Source organism: Paenibacillus sp. JT31N11, from assembly GCF_056269285.1.
Genome location: NZ_JBWDNQ010000003.1, coordinates 298,887 through 321,119, shown reverse-complemented (window position 1 = coordinate 321,119; position 22,233 = coordinate 298,887). Strand labels below are relative to the sequence as shown.

General features: G+C 53.7%; 17 protein-coding genes. 1 reads left to right on the top strand and 16 read right to left on the bottom strand.

The features are described 5' to 3' along the window. Window positions 1–122: 122 nt before the first annotated feature. The 5 genes from AC0YNV_RS14005 to AC0YNV_RS13985 all read right to left on the bottom strand — a co-directional run bounded on the left by AC0YNV_RS14005 (window position 123) and on the right by AC0YNV_RS13985 (window position 5,961). Window positions 123–1,268: a hypothetical protein gene (locus AC0YNV_RS14005; RefSeq protein WP_475768634.1), complete on the bottom strand. Its 1,146-nt coding sequence runs from the start codon at window positions 1,266–1,268 to the stop codon at window positions 123–125. A gap of 110 nt (window positions 1,269–1,378) precedes the next feature. After that, window positions 1,379–2,863, bottom strand: coding sequence for a sensor histidine kinase (locus AC0YNV_RS14000; protein WP_475768633.1), 1,485 nt, complete (start codon window positions 2,861–2,863; stop codon window positions 1,379–1,381). After that, window positions 2,863–3,549, bottom strand: coding sequence for a response regulator transcription factor (locus AC0YNV_RS13995; protein WP_475768632.1), 687 nt, complete (start codon window positions 3,547–3,549; stop codon window positions 2,863–2,865). Before AC0YNV_RS13995 ends, AC0YNV_RS14000 begins: the two co-directional genes overlap by 1 nt. A 156-nt stretch (window positions 3,550–3,705) precedes the next feature. Next, window positions 3,706–4,890: an HNH endonuclease gene (locus AC0YNV_RS13990; protein ID WP_475768631.1), complete on the bottom strand. Its 1,185-nt coding sequence runs from the start codon at window positions 4,888–4,890 to the stop codon at window positions 3,706–3,708. 195 nt (window positions 4,891–5,085) lie between these two features. After that, complete coding sequence (locus AC0YNV_RS13985; protein WP_475768630.1) at window positions 5,086–5,961, bottom strand: AraC family transcriptional regulator; 876 nt, start codon at window positions 5,959–5,961, stop codon at window positions 5,086–5,088. A 91-nt stretch (window positions 5,962–6,052) separates the two neighbouring features. On the opposite strand from AC0YNV_RS13985, the gene AC0YNV_RS13980 reads away from it, so the two are divergent. Further along, a complete protein-coding gene (locus AC0YNV_RS13980; RefSeq protein ID WP_475768629.1) occupies window positions 6,053–8,083 on the top strand; it encodes a beta-galactosidase in 2,031 nt (676 codons plus the stop codon). A gap of 407 nt (window positions 8,084–8,490) precedes the next feature. Here AC0YNV_RS13980 and AC0YNV_RS13975 read toward each other — a convergent pair whose 3' ends face one another. From AC0YNV_RS13975 to AC0YNV_RS13925, 11 genes are all read right to left on the bottom strand, one after another. Continuing rightward, window positions 8,491–9,255, bottom strand: a complete 765-nt coding sequence (locus tag AC0YNV_RS13975; RefSeq protein ID WP_210038340.1) for an SDR family oxidoreductase — start codon at window positions 9,253–9,255, stop codon at window positions 8,491–8,493. Window positions 9,256–9,628: 373 nt separating this feature from the next. Then, a complete protein-coding gene (locus tag AC0YNV_RS13970; RefSeq protein ID WP_475768929.1) occupies window positions 9,629–11,953 on the bottom strand; it encodes a histidine kinase in 2,325 nt (774 codons plus the stop codon). Between the two features lie 82 nt (window positions 11,954–12,035). Beyond that, window positions 12,036–12,647: a potassium-transporting ATPase subunit KdpC gene (gene kdpC, locus AC0YNV_RS13965; protein WP_475768628.1), complete on the bottom strand. Its 612-nt coding sequence runs from the start codon at window positions 12,645–12,647 to the stop codon at window positions 12,036–12,038. Between the two features lie 37 nt (window positions 12,648–12,684). Further along, window positions 12,685–14,721: a potassium-transporting ATPase subunit KdpB gene (gene kdpB, locus AC0YNV_RS13960; RefSeq protein ID WP_475768627.1), complete on the bottom strand. Its 2,037-nt coding sequence runs from the start codon at window positions 14,719–14,721 to the stop codon at window positions 12,685–12,687. A 7-nt stretch (window positions 14,722–14,728) separates the two neighbouring features. Beyond that, window positions 14,729–16,417 carry a potassium-transporting ATPase subunit KdpA gene (gene kdpA, locus AC0YNV_RS13955; RefSeq protein ID WP_475768626.1) on the bottom strand — a complete coding sequence of 563 codons (1,689 nt, stop codon included), beginning with the start codon at window positions 16,415–16,417 and terminating at the stop codon, window positions 14,729–14,731. A 14-nt stretch (window positions 16,418–16,431) separates the two neighbouring features. Beyond that, complete coding sequence (gene kdpF / locus AC0YNV_RS13950; RefSeq protein ID WP_475768928.1) at window positions 16,432–16,509, bottom strand: K(+)-transporting ATPase subunit F; 78 nt, start codon at window positions 16,507–16,509, stop codon at window positions 16,432–16,434. Between the two features lie 416 nt (window positions 16,510–16,925). Further along, a complete protein-coding gene (locus tag AC0YNV_RS13945; protein ID WP_475768625.1) occupies window positions 16,926–17,759 on the bottom strand; it encodes a carbohydrate ABC transporter permease in 834 nt (277 codons plus the stop codon). Between the two features lie 21 nt (window positions 17,760–17,780). Then, window positions 17,781–18,671 (bottom strand): carbohydrate ABC transporter permease, encoded by an 891-nt coding sequence (locus tag AC0YNV_RS13940; protein ID WP_475768624.1) that lies wholly within the window; start codon window positions 18,669–18,671, stop codon window positions 17,781–17,783. A gap of 112 nt (window positions 18,672–18,783) precedes the next feature. Further along, a complete protein-coding gene (locus AC0YNV_RS13935) occupies window positions 18,784–20,151 on the bottom strand; it encodes an ABC transporter substrate-binding protein (protein ID WP_475768623.1) in 1,368 nt (455 codons plus the stop codon). 264 nt (window positions 20,152–20,415) lie between these two features. Continuing rightward, window positions 20,416–21,306, bottom strand: coding sequence for a carbohydrate ABC transporter permease (locus AC0YNV_RS13930; RefSeq protein WP_475768622.1), 891 nt, complete (start codon window positions 21,304–21,306; stop codon window positions 20,416–20,418). A 4-nt stretch (window positions 21,307–21,310) separates the two neighbouring features. Beyond that, complete coding sequence (locus AC0YNV_RS13925) at window positions 21,311–22,198, bottom strand: carbohydrate ABC transporter permease (RefSeq protein ID WP_475768621.1); 888 nt, start codon at window positions 22,196–22,198, stop codon at window positions 21,311–21,313. Between the last annotated feature and the right edge of the window lie 35 nt (window positions 22,199–22,233).

Genomic DNA, 22,233 nt, shown 5'->3' with positions numbered 1-22,233 from the left:
GTCGCCGTCCTTTTGGCGGCTGAGCCAAGCTTCTTCCCTCAGAAATATAAGCAAGGAATGAAGGAATTTGTATACCTTCTTATATCTCAGGTAAAGGGACGGGGACTGCTTGTTCAGCTCATTTATTGCTGGAATGAAATCACATACGTATGGAAGACCACTTTATTCTCTTCCATAACTGCTGAAGAGGTGAGCAATTTATCACCCGACGGGCTCCAGCGCAGGGTGCCGGATGCGTTTCTGGAATCGACCGAAATCGGTGTCGTCTTGCCGGATACGCTATCCGCCACGAATACTCCGTTTACGCCGTCGCCCTGGGAGTTAACAATGTATGCAAGCTTCGTCCCATCAGGCGACCAGCTCATGCCGAATACCTGCGTTGCTTTCACCAGCGTCCATTTCTTTTTGAGGGAAGAATCTGTAATGGTCAGCTCCATCTCCGTCTCCGATGTCCGTTTGACCAGAGCGGTCTGCTTGTTGTCGGGGGTGGGAACGAACCAGATGACTTTGCTGTCGAGCACGGTTTGTTTATCGGTCAGCGTATCATACGCATGCAGCTTATCCTGCATAGAGGTATAATAGACGGTCGTTCCGCGCTGGGTCGCGTTCATGATGGAGAAATCATCCTTCATCGGCAGGACGGTTGTCGTATTGCCTTTTACATCCGCCGTTACGATGCTGCCGGTAATCAGGGAGAATATCACCCGTTCGTTGTCGATCCATTCTCCATCATTGGCATGAAGCTCTCCCTCGCCTGTCTGAACCGACTCGCGCGTAGCCATATCCATAATGTAGCCTGTTGCGGTATCCTCGGAATTTTTCTTATAAAACAAATACTTCTTGTCTGCCGACAGCAGCGCGAAGCTTTGATTGTCCTGCTCCTCGGACAGCGCTTCATCCTCCTGGTCCGCCGCAGCCAGATCCCGTATATAGAGATTGCGGGGGTAGCGCTGCTCGCCTTCAATCGTTACCGGCTTCATGTTCATATTCTCTTTATCGACAATAATCTTGTCTTCGCTGAGCCAGTCCAAGCCATGAATGCCCTTCAGCTCATCGATCTTGGACACTTCCATCTGCTGGTCCGCTTGAGCAGGAGCTTCATCCACAACAGTGATTGTTTTATCCGGTTTCTTGATGACCTCTCGTCCTGCAGCCGTGCTCCCGTCGTATCCCGCTCCGCTGCCGCAGGCGGATAACACAACGAGCATGCCGGCCAAAGTGATCGCAGCCGCAGCCGCCTTTTTTTGTTTCTTCTTGTTTGCAACCATCACAGGGTGCCTCCCATCCAATCATTTAAGTGGAATCGGGCCTTCATCAGCCTTTTCCTTTTCATATCCATCGTACAAAATGAATTTCTCGACAATATTCCGGTCTTGTTTCAAGCTTGTAAAGGTTTCACGGTTCCAGGAGCCGCGAGCGGAAACTCGACTTTGAATACCGAACCGGACTCGGATGGCGGCTGCTCAAGCGTGATGCTGCCATGCTGTACCTCGACCAGCCTTTTCACGAGCGACAGTCCAAGTCCGGTTCCCCCTGTAAGGCGCGCCCTGTCTTTGCTGACCGTGAAGAACGGCTCGAACAGCTTCACGACAGCCTCAGGCGGTATGCCGATCCCCGTATCACGAAATATGATAACCGCTTTATCCCCTTCGACACTGCAGGAGACGTGAACCGTGCCTCCCTTTATGTTGTATTTGATTGCATTATCAAGCAGATTCATGAAAATATGCATCAGGCTCTCGCGGTCGACACGAACCTGCGCCGGCTTGATATCCGTTTCAATCCGAATGCCGAATTGCACTGCCTTCCCCCGCATCCGGCTGCATACCTCTTCCAGCGATTCGCGGACATCAAGGCGTTCCGCGTTCAGACCGAACTCATACTGCTCCAGCGCCGACAGATGCAGTACCTTCTCCACCATTTCCAGCAGCCGGTCGGCTTCCTTGCGGATATTCTCCCTCGCTTCGTCCAGCAGCGCCGGGTCATCCCGGTACATATCCAGCAGATCGGAATAAGCAATAATCGATGTGAGCGGCGTCTTGAATTCGTGGCTGATGTTTCCGATAAACTGTTTCTGCCGCGCGAAGCTTTGCTCGATTTCCCGGCTCATATAGGTAATCCCCTCGCTGAGCTCGCCAAGCTCGTCTCTGCGCCGAACAGGCGAATCTTTAATAAAATGGCCGTCTCTGATCTGATCGGCGGCAGATCTGAGCTTGCGCAGCGAACCGGTGACGCGGGAAACGTACAGAAATCCAATCAGAAAGCTGACTGCCAGCGCTGCAAGTCCAATATTGCGCAGAGAACGCTGCAGCCTGGCATAATAATCCTGATCGGCCTGCAGGGAAGTCTCCAGCTGTACAATGCCCACCTGGCCGACCGACCAGACTAGCGGCGCCATATAAACAAGCGAATTGCCGGAAACCTGGTAGACGGTCCTGCCTTTCTTCGCATATTCCAGAATATCTTCGATTGAAGGCGTCGTCGACAGCGGTTGGGAGTTGCCAATTTCCATGCCTTTGGCGTCATACAGCACAATATGCGCATTTCCCAGCAGGCTGCTGAGATCCGAAGCCAGCTCCGGTCCCCTGCGCCGGAAAAAAGTATTCACATCATCCTGCGCGTCCGCACTGAGATACATCTGCCGCACGCGCAAATTAGCCAGGTCACTGCGCTGCTTCATCGTTGCTTCCACCCTGCTCATCTGTTCCTTCTCAATTTCACGCAGCACAAGCCAGCCAAGCATCAAGACAGTCGCAGCAAGCAGAATGGCCAGGCCGATCGTAAACCGCCATTTCAGGCTGAAAGGGGTTCTTCTTCGCAGCTTCAGCCCCTCCTCCCTGTCTGGCTGCCTCTTCCGTTTCATCAGGACAGCTCCCGCAGCGCTTTATAGCCGATGCCGTATACGGTCTGCAGCAAATTCTGGTAAGGCTCGCCGAGCTTCTTGCGCAGCCGCTGCATATGGATATCCACCGTACGGGTTCCCCCCGCGTAATCGATGCTCCAGACGAGATCAAGCAGCTCGTCGCGCGTATATACCCGCTCGGGATGCGTAAGCAGGAGTGCGATCAAATCGAACTCCTTGGGGGTCAGATCGATCGCCTTGCCCTTCAATTGAAGGACTCTGTTCGGAATGTTCATCCGCAGTTCCGCTATCTCGACTTGCTGCGGCTCATCCTCCGTCCGGTTCTCCATACGCCGGATCAATGCTTTGACACGCGCCACCAGCTCGCGCAGATCAAAGGGTTTGGTCATATAATCATCCGCGCCCAGCTCAAGGCCGATGACTTTGTCGACAATGTCGTTTTTGACAGTCAGCATAATAATGCCAAGACCGCTGCGGTTCTCCAGCTTGCGGCACACATCGTATCCGTTCAGCTTGGGCATCATGACATCAAGAACCATCACATCCGGTTTAAAGGAAGCCGCTTTCCTGAGCGCTTCTTCGCCGTCATAGGCAATATCCACGTTGTAGCCTTCCCGCCGGAAGGCGTAGGCAATTGCCCCTGCGATGCTTTGTTCGTCGTCCACAACGAGAATTTTCTTCTCCATTTTCCGTATCACCCTATTCTTAATCTATTACAGGCTTATATCCCAGGCATATCTGACATGTTTCCAACTCGTAAACGAAGCATTCACAAATATATGGAAAATGCCATCCCCCGATGGAGGGGATTGGCATTTGTACGGACCATATAAATAAAGTTCTCAGAAATCATCATATACGAAATCAAGGCTGTCGGCTTTCTTCAAATTACAATCCGCACAAGCGCACACGCAGTTCAAGGGCGAGGACAATCCTCCCTTGGACTTGGGCATCACATGATCGATGGTATCGCCATAGCGGCCGCAATAACGGCAAACATAATTGTCCCGCTGCAGAACGAGAAGACGAAAATCCGTCTTCGAATACAGCTTATGAATCTGGCCGGGACTTATGATGCCCGCCGCGCCTTCCTTCACCATGGTTATCGCCATTTCCAGCGGAATGTCCGTCGACCAGCGCTTGCCGGTCTCGCGGCGGCCGCGCAGACGGATCAGACCCGTTCCCCTGTCGTTCAGAATCGACGTATCGTATTTGAAGGGGCCTTTGAACGGAACGATTCTTTTACTTGGCGGACGCAGCTCCGCCTGAGGAGAATTAGCGCTCTCGCCCGCTTTGGCTGAGCGGCGGCGGCGTTTGCGTCCGCGCGGTCTTCGTTTGCGTTTGGGCGCAAGCTCATCCACCGCAGCTGCCGGTACGGGATGAGCTTCAATAATGGGAAGAGCGGAGGAGATACTCTCCTTGCCCAGGACCTGAACCTGGCTTGACCCGTTGACTGAAGTCAGGCTAACTGGAGCGGGATCCGACTGGGTTACGCCAACTGCAGCGGAATCCGCAGGCTTTGATGTATGGGTTATGCCAACTGCAGCGGAATCCTTGCGCTCCGCTGCCTTCATTCGTCCATCTGCTGCTCGATCAGGACCTGCAGACCCAATCGTTTCAGTGCCTTTATGCCCGCCCGATTTCCGCCGGCCGCGCTTGCGGCGCTTGCGCTTTTGCGGGGGAGCGTCCTCTTCAGCCGCAGATGCGCCGTCACCCGTTTCAAGCTGCAGAGCTTGCATTTGCGGCTCTGCGGGGTAACTGATCTTCTTTTTATCCGGCTGATCAGGCCAGATCACAGCTTTCACAGCGGCAGCGGAAGGAGTTTGTTCCTTTATCGTTGTTTTCACGGTTACTGCTGGTTCAATTGCAGGTTCAACTGAGCCGCCTGTCCGGCTGTGCGCCGTCTCCCGCTGGCGCTTGCGCATACAAGAGCGGCAGGTTCCGCGCCGGCTGATGCCGGAGGAGCGCTTGCTATAAGCGGTAAGGGGCTTCTCAACTCCGCATGCCGCGCATTTTTTCACATCCATGGTTGTAAGTTCTCTCCGTTCATCATACAAGAAGAAAAGGCAGACGCCGTATTTTCAGCGTCATGGCCACGTTTCTTCCATCAGAAATATAAGCAGGGCAAGGCCGGATTTCACACTATCTTATTGTATATGAAGAACGGCTCTCGCCGTCCTTGGCATTAAGTCAGTTTCTTCAAGGCCAGCCGCTGCCGCTTCTCATGTCATATATGTCAATCCCTGCAGCTTGCGGAATTGGTCGGGGGTCATGCCTTCGGTCTTGCCGAAGGCCGATATAAAATGGCTGGGGTCGCGATACCCGGACAGCTGGGCAATTTCTTTGATGGACTTCCGTTCACTTTTGCTCATCAGCTCTTTGGCTTTGCGGATGCGCAGCCGGATCAGGTAGGCATAGGCGGTAATGCCGAATGCCTGACGGAACAGCGCATTCAAATAACGCGGGCTGATTCCGAGCCGGTCCGCCATGTCCATCAAGCCGATTTCCGGATCGCCGAACTTCTGATCCAGCCAGTTGAGCAGCGGGTCAAGCTTCTCCAGATGCTGAAACAAAGAGGATCTGCCGCCTGTCTGGCCGTATATTTTGACCATCGTCAGAAACCGGTACAGCTGTGCGGAAGCATTCAGCCCTGTACGGTCTTCGTCGTACTGGGTCTGCTCCACCATATCCAGCAGCTGCTCCGTTATCGGCGCATCATCATTCCAATGCAGCCACTCCGTATGGCGGATGCCAAGCTGGGCAAGCATCGAATCCGCCAGCGAGCCGCCGAAGGTCACATACAGGGTTGCCCACTTTTTACCCTTGGCGGCTGAATAGGAATGCGGAACCCCGGGGAAGATCAGGGAACCGTTGCCCTGGGACAACGAGAACCTTCTGCCGCTTAATTCAAATTCCCCTTCGCCTTCAATCGTCTGCAGCCAATGAAAGTACGGATAGCCTTTGCGTCTGACAACGGACTCCTGATCGGGATTGTAGCCGATGCTTTCTACATACAGCGGAAGATCGTTTTTGCCGAGCACAAACATAAAGCGTCGAAGCTGATCCTCCACAACCTTGCGACGGATGATTTGTTCCATATTATCATATCCTGCCTATCTAAATATTATATATCGTTAACGTGAATCATATCATAAAATGAAGCTACAAACATCTTAGGAGCTGATATCTATGGATACGACCAAACTGTCCAAAATGTTATATGGCGGCGACTACAATCCCGAGCAGTGGGACAGCGGCGTCTGGCCGGAGGATATGCGCATGCTGCGGCTGGCCGGCATGGACATCGCCACCGTAAACGTGTTCTCATGGGCTATGCTGCAGCCGAATGAAAGCACTTACAACTTTGAAACGCTGGATCAAATTATGGACATGCTGCATGAGAATGGCATATACGCCTGCCTTGCCACGTCAACGGGGGCGCATCCCGCCTGGATGGCACACCAGTTTCCTGATGTGCTGCGCACCGATTTTGACGGCCGCAAGCGCAAATTCGGCGGCAGGCATAATTCCTGTCCCAATAGCCCCTCCTACCGCACATTCTCGGAGCGGATCGCTTCGAAGCTGGCAGAGCGCTACAAGGATCACCCGGCTTTGCTGCTGTGGCATGTGTCCAACGAATACGGTGGCGAATGCTACTGCGAGAACTGCGCCGCCGCCTTCCGCGTCTGGCTGAAGCGGAAATATGTGACGCTGGACAAGCTGAACGAGCAGTGGAATACCCGCTTCTGGGGCCATACCTTCTACGATTGGGAGGAGATTGTCCTGCCGAGCGGCCTGTCTGAGCAGTGGGCCGCCAACCGTACGAATTTTCAGGGCATATCGCTGGATTACGCGCGCTTCAATTCCGACGGCATGCTCGATTGCTACAAGCTGGAATATGAAGCGATCAAGGCGGTCACCCCCGATATTCCGGTGACGACCAACCTGATGGGCACATACAAGCAGCTGGATTATTTCAAATGGGCCAAGCATATGGACATTATCTCCTGGGATAACTACCCTGCTGCCGATACGCCTGTCAGCTACACGGCAATGACGCATGACCTGATGCGCGGACTGAAGGGCGGCGCGCCTTTTCTCCTCATGGAGCAGACGCCGAGCCAGCAGAACTGGCAGGCCTACAATTCACTCAAGCGCCCGGGCGTGATGCGGCTGTGGAGCTATCAGGCTGTGGCGCATGGCGCGGACAGCATTATGTTCTTCCAGCTCCGCCGCTCGGTCGGCGCTTGCGAGAAATATCACGGCGCGCTTATCGAGCATGTCGGCCACGAGCATACCCGGGTCTTCCGCGAGTGCGCCCAGCTCGGCGCAGAACTGGGCCAGCTCGGCGATAAGCTGCTGGGCTCGCGCACGCCAAGCAAGGTGGCGATTATGTATGACTGGGAGAATCGCTGGGCGATCGAGTACTCCAGCGGTCCGAGCGTGGCGCTGCAGTATTTGAATGAAATTCATAAGTATTACGATGCACTCTATCAGCTGGGCATACAAGCGGACATCATCTCCTTCGAAGATGAGCTGCAGGGATACGATGTCGTGCTGGCACCGGTTATGTACATGGTGAAGCCGGGAATGACGCCGCGGATTGAAGCCTATGTCAAGGGGGGCGGTTCGTTCGTTACCACCTTCTTCAGCGGCATTGTCAATGAGAACGATATCGTCACGCTGGGCGGATACCCGGGGGAGCTCAGAAAGCTTCTGGGCATCTGGGCCGAAGAAATCGACGCTTTGTTCCCGGATCAGACTAACCGGATGATCATGAAGGATACTTACGGAACGCTTCAGGGGGAATACAGCTGTTCCTTGCTGTGCGATCTTATTCATACTGAGGGAGCGGACGTTATAGCGGAATATGGCGATGACTTCTATGCTGGAATGCCGGCGCTGACCCGGAATTCTTTCGGCTCGGGCGAAGCCTGGTATGTCGCTACAAGCCCCGATGCCAGCTTCCTGCAGGGCTTCCTGGGATCGCTTTGCGCCGAGCGGGGAATTGAGCCGCTGCCGGGCAAGCAGCCAGGCGTGGAAGTGGCAAGCCGCGACAAAGACGGCCGTTCCTACCTGTTCGTCATGAACCATAATCCGAATGCCGTGACGGTGGAATTTGATCAGAATTACGGCGTTGACCTGCTTACCGGCCAGCCGGCTTCCGGTCCCGCTACTGTCGCTGGCCGCGGCGTAATGATTATTGAAGCGTCATCCTGACCACATATAGATTAAGGAAAAGCCTCCTTGCGGGCTTGCCAGCCTTATTCTTGGCCATGCTGGACGTAAAAAGCCCTGCTGCAGTGAATACCCGCCCGCCAGGCCCGAACGGCGCTCCGGGAACAAAGAGATCCTCTCATTCCCAAACAACATGCAAAAAGACGCTCCCGGCGCCACTTTATCAGTGGCGCCAGGAGCGTCTTTTTGCCTCTTCATGAAAGATGATTATGATTACATTCGACTCATATATTTGCCTGGGAAGATCACAGCTCCGCCTCTGACGCCCTGAACCGTCTGACCAGCAGGCCAAATGTGCAGCAATTTCGCCCATCCTCTGCCTCGGCGGGATCCGTCCCCGTCCCGCTCAACTCAAGGAAAAACGGCGGTCGCCTTCACAGAGGCGAAAGTTAGCCTTGCGCGGTGGGGCGGACAATAACCTCGCTCACATCAATATCTGCAGGCTGCTCGATCGCGAACGCAATAGAGCGGGCGATCGCTTCCGGCGGCATCGCGAACTTGTCCCGGGACTCCTCCAGCTGGGCTTTGACCTCCGGATTGGTAACAGCAGCACCCACACCATCCGTCCTTGTAAAGCCAGGTGAAATGATCGTCACCCGCAGCTTATCTCCCGCCTCCTGGCGCAGCCCCTCGGAGATGGCGCGCACGGCGAATTTGGTGCCGGCATAGACCGACTGGTTCGGTACGATACGAAATGCTGCTGTAGACGCGGTGTTGACGAAATGCCCGAAACCCTGCTTGCGGAAGACGGGCAGTGCTGCCGCAATCCCATACAAAACGCCTTTTATGTTGATATCGATCATTGCCTCCCAATCCTCCACGCGCAGGTCATCAAGGGGAGATATCGGCATAACGCCGGCATTGTTGACGAGAACGTCAAGCTTGCCATACCGTTCACATGCCAATTGGACGAGGGTGGACAGATCATCTCGCCGTCTCACATCTATGCTTGCATATGCGGCTTCCCCGCCCGCATTTACGATTCGTGCCGCAAGAGCCTCAAGCCGATCCGAGCGGCGCGCGCCAAGTACGACTTTCGCCCCGCGCTCAGCGAGCAGAAGCGCAGTTGCTTCTCCAATTCCGCTGCTTGCGCCCGTAATGGCTACGACCTTACCTTCGATTCCGGATAACGATATCCCGGTGCTGATGTTCATGTTAGCCCTTCCTTCCGTTGATTCGTCTCGCAGGCGGAAGCCTTTCGACGTCCTAACCATAACACTTAATATATTCATTGTAAACAAAATAAATATATATTGTCTATTATATATTCAATGACTATGATGTTAAATGTTAATACGCATGCATTCTTATTTATCAGGCTATGTTATATTTTGATATATTTAGTTAGCCGGGAATAAGAGAATACGACATCGAATCAGAAAATATTGCTGGTCCCCTTCTTGCCTGTTTCATCCTCCTTGAAGAATGTTTTTTTGCCGAGGCTTATTGTATCCGGTGCTACGGAACGGACTGTCTGGCTCCCATGCGGAGCCGTCCCGCCCCGGGAGCGGCGAGCCTGCAGACCCGTCACCCGCGGGGCATGGAATTGCCCACGATCAGCACATCCATATGCCTGCTCCGCCGCAGAAGAGGAGAAACCACGGAGGAACGGCGCAGACGGACCCAGAACCCGTTCAGCGGCTGGCCCATTATCAGCTGTGTGCTTTTGCAGCCGTTGGCGCGCTCCAGTATAATGCCGGCCACCTTGCTGCGCTTGGGTGCATGCTCCAGCATAAATTCTCCGCCCAGACGCACAGTGAGCTCCTGCAAAGCCTGAATACGCCGCTTGACTTCCTCGGACATCGTCTCTCCCACATGGACATGGACGACATGCCAGTCCGCCTTCAGCCTGTGGGCGATGCGAAACCCGCGCCGGATCAGCCGCTCCGCGCAGTCGCTGGCGCTTACGCTGACGTTGATGCACTCCCTGCGCCGCCAAGGTCCGCGAAGCGATGCTCCTTCCTGCTGTGAGGCCTCAAGCCGCTCGTCCACATCGTCGGCAATTTCCCGCAGCGCGAGCTCCCGCAGGGCAATCAGATTGCCGGTTTTAAAAAAATGGTTCAGCGCCTGCTCGACCTTCGTCAAGGCATAGATTTTCCCTTCCCTCAGACGCTGCTGCAGCGCTTTGGGCGCGACATCGATCAGCTCCACTTCATCGGCGAGCCGCAGGATGCTGTCGGGCACCGTCTCTCTGACCCGTACGCCTGTAATATGCTCGACGGCATCGTTAAGGCTTTCCAAATGCTGCACATTGACCGTTGTGATCACGGAAATGCCCGCGTCCAGCACCTCCATGACATCCTCATAGCGTTTCTTGTTTTTGCTGCCGGGGACGTTGGTGTGGGCCAGCTCGTCAATAAGCACGACCTCGGGATTGCGCGCAATAATCGCGGCCACATCCATTTCCTCGAGCGAGGCTCCCCGGTAGTCCATCGCCTTGCGGGGAATGGAAGAGAGCACGCCCGCCTGCGCCATTGTCTCCTGGCGCCCATGTGTTTCCAGCAGGCCGATAATGACATCGATCCCCTTCTTCAGCAGATCGTTCCCTTCGCGAAGCATGATATAGGTTTTGCCCACACCGGGAGCGGCTCCGATATAAACCTTGAATTTGCCGCGCTTGATCCGCTCGATTTTGCGCTCCACCTCCTGCTTGCTCAATCTGCGGTATGGCTCCGAGAACGGCTTGGAAGTCTGGCGATGCGTCGGCAGCACGCGCCCCCCCTCATGGTCGGCGCGGTCGGCCATGAAGAAAATATCAATATCTTTTGTTTTTCTCAGCACGCCGCCCACAATCGAGCCCCGCCAGAACTCCTGCCAGCGGCTTTGCTTGGAGTGGCCCAGCACAATCCTGGTCACATTATGCCTGACCGCATAGTCAACCAAAGCCCCCGGAAGCTTCCTTCTGGCCGGCAGAGGAAGCTCCTCGAACGCCGCCTCCACCTTCTCGGCAAGCTTCCGGATCGAACGCCGGAACGCCGCCTCCTCGCGGGTCAGATGCTTGTCCGGAGGAACAAATACGACAACCCTCATATCGCCGCCAAGACGCCTGGCGATTTGCTGGCCGCGTCTGATATAGATCGAGCCGTTCCAATGATATTGGGCCGATACCAGAATCCGTTCTAAAGCGCCTGTCGGTCCGGTCAGCCCCTGCTCCTCGCGGTGCTTGACCAGCGTATCATTCACCCCCTCCGCTACAAGGCGGAGAGCCAGCTCCCTGAGCATGCCCAGATTTCCCCGCTTCAGCAGGACAGAATCCTTCATGCTGCGCAGATGACCTTCATCAAGCCGCTTCAATAACGTCTCCGGCGAGACATCGATCAGACGCACCTCGTCCGCCAGCTCCAGCGTTTCGGCCTTTACGGAATACTCGACCTCGATGCCGGTAAGCTTATGAGCCAGCTGTGAGATGCCATCCAGCTCATAGACATTGACGGTTGTAATGACGCTGATGCCGTGCCCCAGCAGATAGCGGATATCGTCCAGCCTGGAGGGATGCTCCGCTCCAGGACGGTTGCGGTGCGCAAGTCCGTCAACGAGCACCACCTCCGGATTGCGCTTTAGAATCATCTCCATATTCAAGTCCTTCCTGGCAGTGCCGTCCTTCATCCAATGAATGCTCGGGATCCGCTCCAGGTCAGCCAGCTGCTCGCTGGTTTCCGGGCGCTGCATGGTGGACACGGCGCAGACGACCACTTCAATGCCCTGCTGCTTGAGCGCCTGGCCTTCACGCAGCATATGATAGGTTTTGCCGGAGCCGCTGAAGGCCCCGATATAGATCTTCAGCCAGCCCCGGTGAATTTTGGATATGGACAGCAACAATTCCTCCGGCGTCTTCCGGCGAAAGCCTTCCAAGTGAGCCACCCTACTCCTCACTCCCTTCTGGTTATTGCAAAATACCCCACCGATCCCGGGAAGGGATGGCAGGGCATGAGAATTACGGCGTCACGAGCGCTTGCAGCGCCATATTGAGCCGGAGCACATTGACGCGGGGTTCGCCGAACAGTCCGAGATCGCGTCCCTCCGTATGCTCGTCCACCAGCTGCTGAAGCTGATTCGCATCCAGACCCGTCAGCTTGCTTATGCGCGGAATTTGCACCGCCGCCGACTGCGGCGTAATATGCGGGTCAAGCCCTGAACCGGAATTGGTGATCAGAGCAATCGGCAGTTGAGAAGCGGGCACATCCGGATTGGCCTGCTTCCAGGCATCGATGGAATCCTGAGTCCGTTTCAGCATATCGGGATTGGAAGGGGCGTAATTGTTCGAGCCCGATGCTTCCGCCTTGTAATCGATGCTTGACACTCTCCCTTGAAAGAATGCCGGATTATCGAACTTCTGGCCGATAAGCTCCGAGCCGATTTTATTGCCCTCTGCATCCTTCACCAGGCTGCCATTGGCATGGCCCGGCATAATGACCTGGGCTATTCCCGTACAGACCAGCGGATAAATAATCCCGCAGAGGATGATGAAGACAATGCCGGCCCGCAGAGCGATCCAGAATAGACTCGCGGTAGGCGTCTCCGAAGAAGGAGAGTCCGGTTTGTTCATGGTTATTCCTGCCTTTCCTGAACGGCTAAAATTAGATTCATATCCAGATATGGACGAGCAGATCGATCAATTTGATCCCGATGAATGGAACGACGACTCCGCCCAGACCATAAATCAGGATATTGCGGGACAGCAGCCTCGATGCAATCATCGGCTTGTAGGCCACGCCTCTCATGGCAAGCGGAATCAGCAGCGGAATGATCACGGCATTGAAGATCAATGCCGCCAGGATCGCCGACTTCGGCGAACCCAGATGCATCACATTCAGTGACTTCATCTGCGGAATCGCCAGAATGAACATCGCGGGAATAATCGCAAAGTATTTCGCGATATCGTTGGCGATGCTGAAGGTGGTCAAGGCTCCACGGGTCATCAGCAGCTGCTTGCCGATGGAGACGACCTCGATAATCTTGGACGGGTCGGAATCAAGATCGACCATATTGGCGGCTTCTTTGGCGGCGGCTGTACCGCTGTTCATCGCCAGCCCCACATCGGCCTGGGCCAGCGCCGGAGCATCATTGGTTCCGTCGCCGGTCATCGCGACCAGCTTGCCATCCCCCTGTTCGCGGCGGATTACGGCGATTTTGTCCTCCGGCGTACTCTCCGCGATAAAATCATCCACACCAGCCTCACGGGCGATGGTCGCCGCCGTCAGCGGATTGTCGCCGGTACACATGATCGTCTTGATGCCCATCTCGCGAAGCTGCGCGAACCGTTCGCGCATACCGGGCTTCACGGTATCCTTCAGGTAGATGACACCGACGATTTTGTCGTCTATCGCAACAGCCAGCGGCGTACCGCCTTCTTTTGCGATCCGGTTGCTGTTCTCGTCAAGGTCTTCCGGAATCGTGCCCCCCTGCGCCGCCACCCACTTCTTCACGGCATCCACGGCGCCCTTGCGCGCCTTGCGGCCATCCTTCATATCCAGCCCGCTCATTCTGGTCTCCGCTTTGAACTCGATAAACTCCGCGCCTTCGGCTAACTGGCTGTCATAGTCCAGCCCCTGCTTCCTCATCAGCTCAAGCACTGAACGCCCCTCCGGCGTATCGTCTTTGACAGAGCTTACCGCTGCCCATTGCCCGGTGGCCTCCATACTGGCGCCGCCCACAGGAACGAATTCGCTGGCCATCCGGTTGCCGAAGGTGATGGTCCCGGTCTTGTCCAGTATCATGGTGTTAATATCGCCTGCGGCCTCGACCGCCTTGCCCGACATGGCCAGCACGTTGAACTGCGTCACACGGTCCATCCCCGCAATGCCAATGGCGGACAGCAGACCGCCGATCGTCGTCGGGATGAGACAGACCAGAAGCGCGATCAGCACAGGCACTTCCAGCTTGATATTGACGAAGTCCGCAATCGGCGAAAGCGTAACGACCACGATCAGGAAAATCAGCGTCAAGCTCGTCAGCAGCGTATTAAGCGCCAGCTCATTAGGCGTCTTCTGGCGCTTTGCGCCTTCTACAAGCGAGATCATCCGGTCGATGAAAGACTCTCCGGGATCATTTGTAATCCGCACCGTAATCCGGTCGCTGACAACGCGCGTTCCTCCGGTTACGGAATTGAAATCGCCGCCGGCCTCCTTGATCACAGGAGCGGACTCGCCGGTAATCGCCGACTCGTCCACGGAAGCGAGGCCTTCGGTCACCTCGCCGTCTCCCGGAATCATCTCGCCCTGAGAGACGACAACGAGGTCGCCTTTTCGCAGCTCGGTTGCGTTTACCGTCTTCGTGCTGCCGCCAACAAGCTTGTTCGCCATAATCTCCTGCTTGGATTTCTTCAGCGAATCCGCCTGAGCCTTGCCCCTGCCTTCAGCCAGCGCTTCTGCAAAGTTGGCGAACAGCAGGGTGAACAACAGGATCAGAAAGACCGTCAGGTTAAAGCCAATTTGATCTCCCGTTCCAAAGTAACCCGGGATAATGGTCATCAGCAGCACGACAACGGTCCCTATTTCAACGACAAACATGACAGGGTTTTTGATCATCACAGCGGGATTCAATTTAATGAAACTCTCTTTGACCGCATTCTGCGTAATGGCAGGGGTCAGCATCGTTTTGCGATTCCTGGCTGCACTCATATTGAATTCACCTTCCGTTAGCGAGCGTCAGCTGCTCTGCAATCGGCCCAAGCACGATCGCAGGCAGGAACGTCAGCGCTCCTATGATCAAAACCGTTCCGATCAAAATACCCGTAAACAGCTTGTTATCCGTGCGGAACGTACCGACCGTCTCGGGAATCCAATGCTTGCGGCATAGCGAGCCGGCAACCGCAAGCATGGCAATCATGGAGATATAGCGGCCCAGAATCATCACAAGACCGGTCGTAATATTCCAGAACGGGGTATTGTCCGCCAGGCCCTCAAACCCGGAGCCGTTGTTGGCAGCAGAAGAGGTATACTCATACAGCACCTGCGAAATCCCGTGAAATCCGGGATTGGTGATGGCTCCTTTTCCAAGGTCGGTTACAAAGGCGATCGCAGTCGTGGCCAGAATGATGAAGGGATGCATCAAAATCGCAATGGCAATCAGCTTCATTTCACGCGGCTCGATCTTGCGCCCCAGAAATTCCGGGGTCCGCCCGACCATGAGGCCTGAGAGGAAAACCCCGAGCAGCGCATACATCAGCATGTTGACAAGACCGACGCCTTTGCCGCCGAATATGCAGTTCAACATCATTTCCGCCATCGGCACCATGCCGCCGAGCGGGGTTAGCGTGTCATGCATATTATTGACGCTTCCTGTCGTTGCCGCTGTTGTGACGGCTGTGAACAGCGTCGACTGCGCGATGCCGAACCGGACCTCCTTGCCTTCCATACTGCCCTGCGAGGCATCGATGTCCAGCCTGTTCAATGCCGGATTGCCGCAGAGCTCGGCACTATAGACGGTAATCAGGAACACAAGGAACAAGAACATCATGGCGCAGAAGATGACCCAGCCCTGCTTCTTGTTGCGGGCGAAAAGCCCGTATGTGTATGGAAGAGCGGCGGGCAGCAGCCACATGCTCAGGATTTCGATCACATTGGTCAATCCATTGGGATTCTCGAATGGGTGAGCGGAGTTGACCCCGAAGAAGCCGCCGCCGTTCGTACCCAGATGCTTAATGGACACAAGCGATGCCACAGGCCCAATCGCGATGCTCTGGGCAGCCCCTTCAAGCGAGGTTACGCTCAAGGTCGAATGCAGCGTCTGCGGCACCTGAAGGGCGACGAGCAACAGCGTGATAATAACAGCAGCCGGCAGAAAAATCCGGGTATGGGCTTTAACGAAATCCTCGAAGAAGTTGCCCATCGTACGGCCCTTCTGTGTTATCCCGCGGACAAAAGCAACCGCCACCGAGAAACCGGTCGCCGCTGACGTGAACATCATCATCGTGATGACAGCCATCTGCGAGAAATAGGACAGCCCCGTCTCACCCGAATAATGCTGCAGATTCGTATTGGTGATGAAGCTGATGACCGTGTTGAACGTAAGCGTCTGTTCCATATTGCCAATAGCATTCGGATTGAGGGGAAGGCTCTGCTGGAGCCGCAGCAGGATGTAACTCACGGCCACCAGCACGATATTGGTCAACAGCATGCTTGCCGCATACCGCTTCCAGCTCATGCCCGGACGCCGATTCAGTCCGATTAGAGCGTAGATGAAACGCTCGGATGGTCCGAATATGCGGTCCGTCTTGTTCGGCTCGTTAGAGAATACATGATAAAGATAGGTTCCAACCGGCTTGACCAGCAAGACAAGCACCAGCAGAACGATAACTATTTGAACAATTCCCATCGAACTTCCTCCTTTTAAAATTTCTCCGGATGAATCAGAGCATAGACCAGATAGAGAAAAATAAAAGCCGTTAAAATCCACACGACGATCATGATGGATCTCCTCCCGTATCTTCGACTACCCGGTCGCACCAGTTCATAAAGCCTGTGAATATGAGAAACATGCAGGCCAGCAGCAAAATCATATATACGTCAAGCATGAAATGAACCTCCTTAGGCATCTGTAACTAAACCCCATGTCTCTTCTTTCCAGGTCGTGATAACGGTAATATGCTCCGCATAGAGAGCAGATATTCTCTCGGGTGCCAAATTATTGTTGTACATGGCAGCATAAGGAATGCTCCTTCTTTTAATGTAGACAAAAAGAAGCCGCGATCAGAGCAGCTCTTCTATAGAAGAGGAACTCAGATCGCGGCTTCTGCAAGCACAATAAGGGATATGGGCAAATGCTTCACGTCCTGGACTTCCTGCAGTAAATTCGCCCGTTATCATTACCTTATAGGGTTCACTTACCCCTTTGTCCCGCCCTGAAGTCCGAATCCTTTGGACATAAACCGCTGCGAGAGGATATACAAGATAACGGATGGAGTAGCGTAGAGCATAGAGAATGCCGCCAATCTTCCGTAATCGACCATTCCATATTGCCCGAAAAATTGATACAGCTTCAAGGACGCCGGGAAATTCTCAGGTGTCTGCAGGAGAATATAAGGGACAAAAAAATTGCCCCAGCTCCCCGAGAATGTAAATATCGCTACGGTGCAGATGCCCGGAACCATCAAGGGTGCGACTACTTTCCGGATGCCGGCGAAGATGGACGCCCCGTCGACCCATGCCGCTTCTTCCAGATCGCTTGGCACCGAATCCATGAAGTTTTTGAGCATCCAGATTCCATAAGGCATGGAGGATGCCACATAAAACAAGATGACCCCAAAAATATTATCGTACAGCTTGATGCTCAGGAACAATTGATAGACCGGGACCATCACGGCTGTAATCGGCAAAGAAGTCATAAATAAAATGGTCAGCATGAAGGGCTTCTTATATTTCATTTGATACCGCGACAACGGGTAAGCGGCAAGCAGGGCCAGCAGCACGACGAGAACGGCTTGACCGCCTGACATGATCAGCCCGATGATGTAGGCGCGCTGATTTTCAGGGCTGGTAATGACATCGGCATAATTGGCCCCGGTAATACGATTGGGCAGCTTGAGCGATTGCATCGCATTGGAATCGACCGACGCTACCAGAACCCACAGAAGAGGCAGGATGAAGCAAATTCCAATCAAGGTAAGAATTGCATACGGCATAATCACGTAGATGCGCTTACGTTGTTTTGCATTCATAGTAGGAAGTCCCCTTGTCATTTACTCCTTCATCGAGCGAATATAGAACAAGCTGAGCACAACGCCAATGACCAACAGCAGCATGGATATTGCCGTTCCATATCCCAGCTGATAATTGACAAAGGCCTGATTATACATGAAGATCGGCAGGGTCGTGGTGGAATTTCCCGGTCCTCCGCCCGTCATCGCATAAATCAGCCCAAAAACCCCCAGCGTCTGAAGGGTAACAAGCATCGCATTCGTGGTAATGGTATCTTTAATGTACGGAATCGTAATCCGGGTTAAAATCTGCCATTTGGATGCCCCGTCCACAACAGCCGCTTCCTCGATTTCACTTGGCACATCGTCCAGCGCGGCTTGAAACACCAGCATGGAGAAGGCGGTGCCATGCCATATATTCGCAAGGATGATCGTGAGCATGGGGACGGTATACAGCCAGGCGACTTCTGTAATTCCCAGGAAGCCGAGAATAGCGTTGAGTGTGCCATCATCCCCGAAGAAGCTGTACAGACATAAAGCGCACACGATTTCCGGGGTTACCCAGCCTGCCAGCACAATCGTTCCAATGACACGCCGAAAACTCTTTTTTTTATGCTTCATCAGCATCGCAATGAGAAAACCGAGCACCTGCTGACCGATGACGGCCGAACCGAACAGGAAGATCAACGTATTCCATATGCTGATCTTGACCGTCGGGTCTTCAAACATATGAATATAGTTGTCCAGCCCGATGAATTTCAGTTCCTTGGCTGATTCTCCGGTTAAGGCCAGATTGGTAAAGGAATAAAAAAAGGTCAGGACAATGGGATAGATAAAAAACACCAGCATTATCGCGATCGAAGGAAGCAGGAAATACAACCAGGTATAGGTTTTTCTTTTCTTGTAGGGAACATCAACCGTCAGGCTGCTCATGCGCCGTTCTCCTCCCGCACGCCGAATATCAGAAAAAACGCATGCCCAAGCGCTCCGCGCGTCAGCCCGACCAGGAGCTGCTTGAGCAAGCTTTTTTGCCGTTATTCCTTGTTTATTTCTCCATCACATGATCCTCGCCGACAATTCGGGTTACATCCTGCGTGTATTTATTGAGCGCATCTTCAGGAGATGTACCCGTCGTTACGGATTCAACCATGGTTTGAATTTGTGTGGACACTTCGGGATATTTGTCCTGCGCCGGTCTGAATTCAGCGTTTTGCAAATATTCCGTCGCAAGCTCATTAAACGGCATCTTGGTATATTCGGGATCCTTCGCAACATCGGCCCGGACCGTAATATTGCCTGATGCGATAACAAGCTTCTGCGTGTTCTCTTTGTTAAGCGCAAATTTGATAAAGTTCCATGCTTCATCCTTGTTCTGTGAATTGCTTGGAATCGACAGCGCCCAGCCGCCTGCCAGCGTTATCGATCCCGGCTCCTGGCCTTTGCTGGTCGGCATCGGCGCGAAGCCGAGCACATCCTTATATTCCGGCCAAGGGGAAGCTCCGGTATCAAAATAATTGCCCGTGATCCAGGAACCGTCAAGTGAGATGGCAAGCTTGCCTTGCGGCAAATATTCGCGTGAGGATGTATTGCCCGCTTGACCGTTCAACACCTTGGAGAGCGGCGGTCCGAGCTTCTCCTTGTTCACGGTCTCAATAAACTTCAATGCATCCAGAATTCCCTGGCTCCTGGCGATCCATTTTCCGCTCGCATCGTCATACAGTCTCTCCCCTGTCCCGTAGAGCAGCATCTCATAGGTCTGCATGGAAGTCGCTTCTCCCGTGGCTTTGCCGAGGTTCATCCAAATCGGGACAATATCCTCTCCCGCTTGCTGCTTGATCGTTCTCGCCGCGTTCAGGACATCGTCCCATGACTTCGGCTGCCAATCCTCCGGAAGACCCGCTTGCTTGAAAATCTCCTTGTTGTACCACAGTCCTCTGGAATCCGTATTGTAAGGTACCCCATATACTTTTCCGTCACTTGCCGTGACCCCTTTTTTCATGGCCTCGATAAAAGAGCCGTTGGTCCAATCCTCCCAATCCTTCAGCTTGTCATCCAACGGTTCAAGATACCCTGCGCTTGCATCCGAATTCAGAATAAAGGTGTCTTCCGTTACAATATCCGGTGCGGTATCCTTGGATTTCAGCGCCAATGCGACCTTGGCAAAATAATCGCCCTCGGACGCTTGTATAGGCGCCGGCTTGATTTCCACATTCTTATCGGGATAACGGGCTGCCACATCTGTAATCCATTTATAAAGCGTGCCTTTCTCGCCCGTTCCGTCATCCCTGTAGGTAATCGTTATGGTTTTCTTGGCTTCATCACCGTCGCCCGGCTTGCCGGAACAACCAAACAACAAAAATACGCACAAAAAAACGGTTACAACGAGATACAATTTCCTTTGACTGATTGGCATGCTTTGTTCCTCCCTGTTCTTGAGTGCTGATAGCCGCCTCCCGGAATCTGCCTTATGTACGTCCTTACCGGAGGTCTTATAAACATACTTTAGCAATGAACTATTTATTCGAACTTTTCATATCAACGTACAACCTTTCCTGAAACTCCCATATACTCTTGGGCTTTCACATGAAAAAAACCGTCAGACCACCTGTAGAAGTGGAATAACGGCTTATTTCTTTACGGCATTTATCATGACTATTCACCTTTGAGCGGGCAGCATTCATCCTTTTATGGAGCCTGCCGTCAGACCATCGACAAAGTACTTGTGGCCGACAATGCTCAGCAGCACGAGCACGGGGAGCGACATGAGCAGCGCACCTGTAATCGGAGACGCATAATCAATCTCATAGGGGTTATTCATCGTCGTAAGCCCGACGGCCAGCGTCATCTTCGAGCCTGAGGTCAAATAAATCAAAGGGCCTAAATAATCATTCCAGGCATTCATGAAGGTAAGAAGAGCAACGATCCCGATGGCACTGGCGCTGAGCGGAAAGGCGATACGGATGAAGGTGCCAAGCTCCGAGCAGCCGTCAATCCTGGCGCTGTCGAAGATTTCCTTCGGGATGGTTACCATCACCTGACGGATCAGGAAAATCCCGAATGCGCCTACGGCTCCCGGAAGAATGAGAGGCCAGAAGGTATCCAGCCAGCGGAACGCCCGGAACATGATAAAAGAAGGGACGAGCGAGATTTGGCCCGGAATCATCATGGTTGTCAGCATCGCGATAAACAGTCCGTGCTTGTATTTGAAATCAAAGCGGGCAAAGCCGTAAGCGACAAGCGAGTTGAATACAATGGCCAGCAGCGTCAGGGAAACCGCGATAATCAGGCTGTTGGCGAGCTGGGTGAAAAACGGCAGCTTCTCGAATAAATGACTGAAATTGCTAAAGGTCAGGTGAAAGGGAATGGGGTTGAGCGGATCCCCCACAATGTCCGCATAGGGTTTAAATGACGTCCCGATCATGAACAGGAAGGGCGTGAGAAACAGCAGGCTCAACACAATCAGCGCAGCATAGGTCAGAATACGGCCGAGACCGCTCCAGGGATTCGCGGAAGCTTTAACGGCCGGGAACCGGTGGGCGGCTTCGATAGTCGATTTTCGCATCATCATCTCCTTAGTCCCCCTGCTTATTGACATTGAACATTTTCAGCTGCAGGAAGCCGATCACAATCATCAGCAGTGTAAACACATAGCCAAGCGCAGCCGAGTAGGTGAAATCCAGACGGCGGAAAGCCTGGTCGTACAGGTATGTGGTCGGGAAAACAAGCGAATTCTCCGGTCCGAAGCCGCTTCCCGCTAAGATGAAAGCTTCGCTGAACATCCCGTAAGAACCAAGCAGGCACTGGAAAACAATAAAGGTCATGATGGGCCGAAGCAGCGGCAGCGTCACATGCCACAGGCGCTGAGACGGCCTTGCCCCGTCGATCTTGGCCGCTTCGATTAACTCGTATGGCACGTTCTGCAGTCCGGCAAGGAAGAACAAAATATTGACGCCAAGAAACTTCCATGTACACAAAATGATGAGCGCCGGTATCGTCCAGGCCGGATCCTTCAGCCAGCCGACCGGATCAGCGCCGAATACGCCGAGCAGCTTGTTAAGCACTCCGCTGTCGCGCTCCAGCAGCAATTTAAAGATGATTCCGACAGCCACCGCTGACGTGATATTCGGTGTAAAGAAGAAGGTTGCGAAGAACCCTTTCCGCTTGGCAATATAAGGCCTGCCCAGCATCAAGGCTACTCCGAGGGCAACCGGCAGAATAATGAACAAGCTGCCCAGCGCAAGCTTCGTGCCATTCCACATCGACTTCCAGAAGAAGCCGTCTTTCAGTACGAACATGTAGTTGGAGAAGCCGGCGAATTCATAACCGTCTGTTCCTTTCTGAAAGCTCAGCCATAACCCGTACAAAATCGGATACAGGCCGAAAATGGCATAAGCAATAAAAAAAGGGCTTATAAAGAGCAGCGGAGCCAGCCTCCAACGGCTTATGGCATTCGAAACCATCGGTCATCCTCCTAACGATTACTAGATTAAACAGA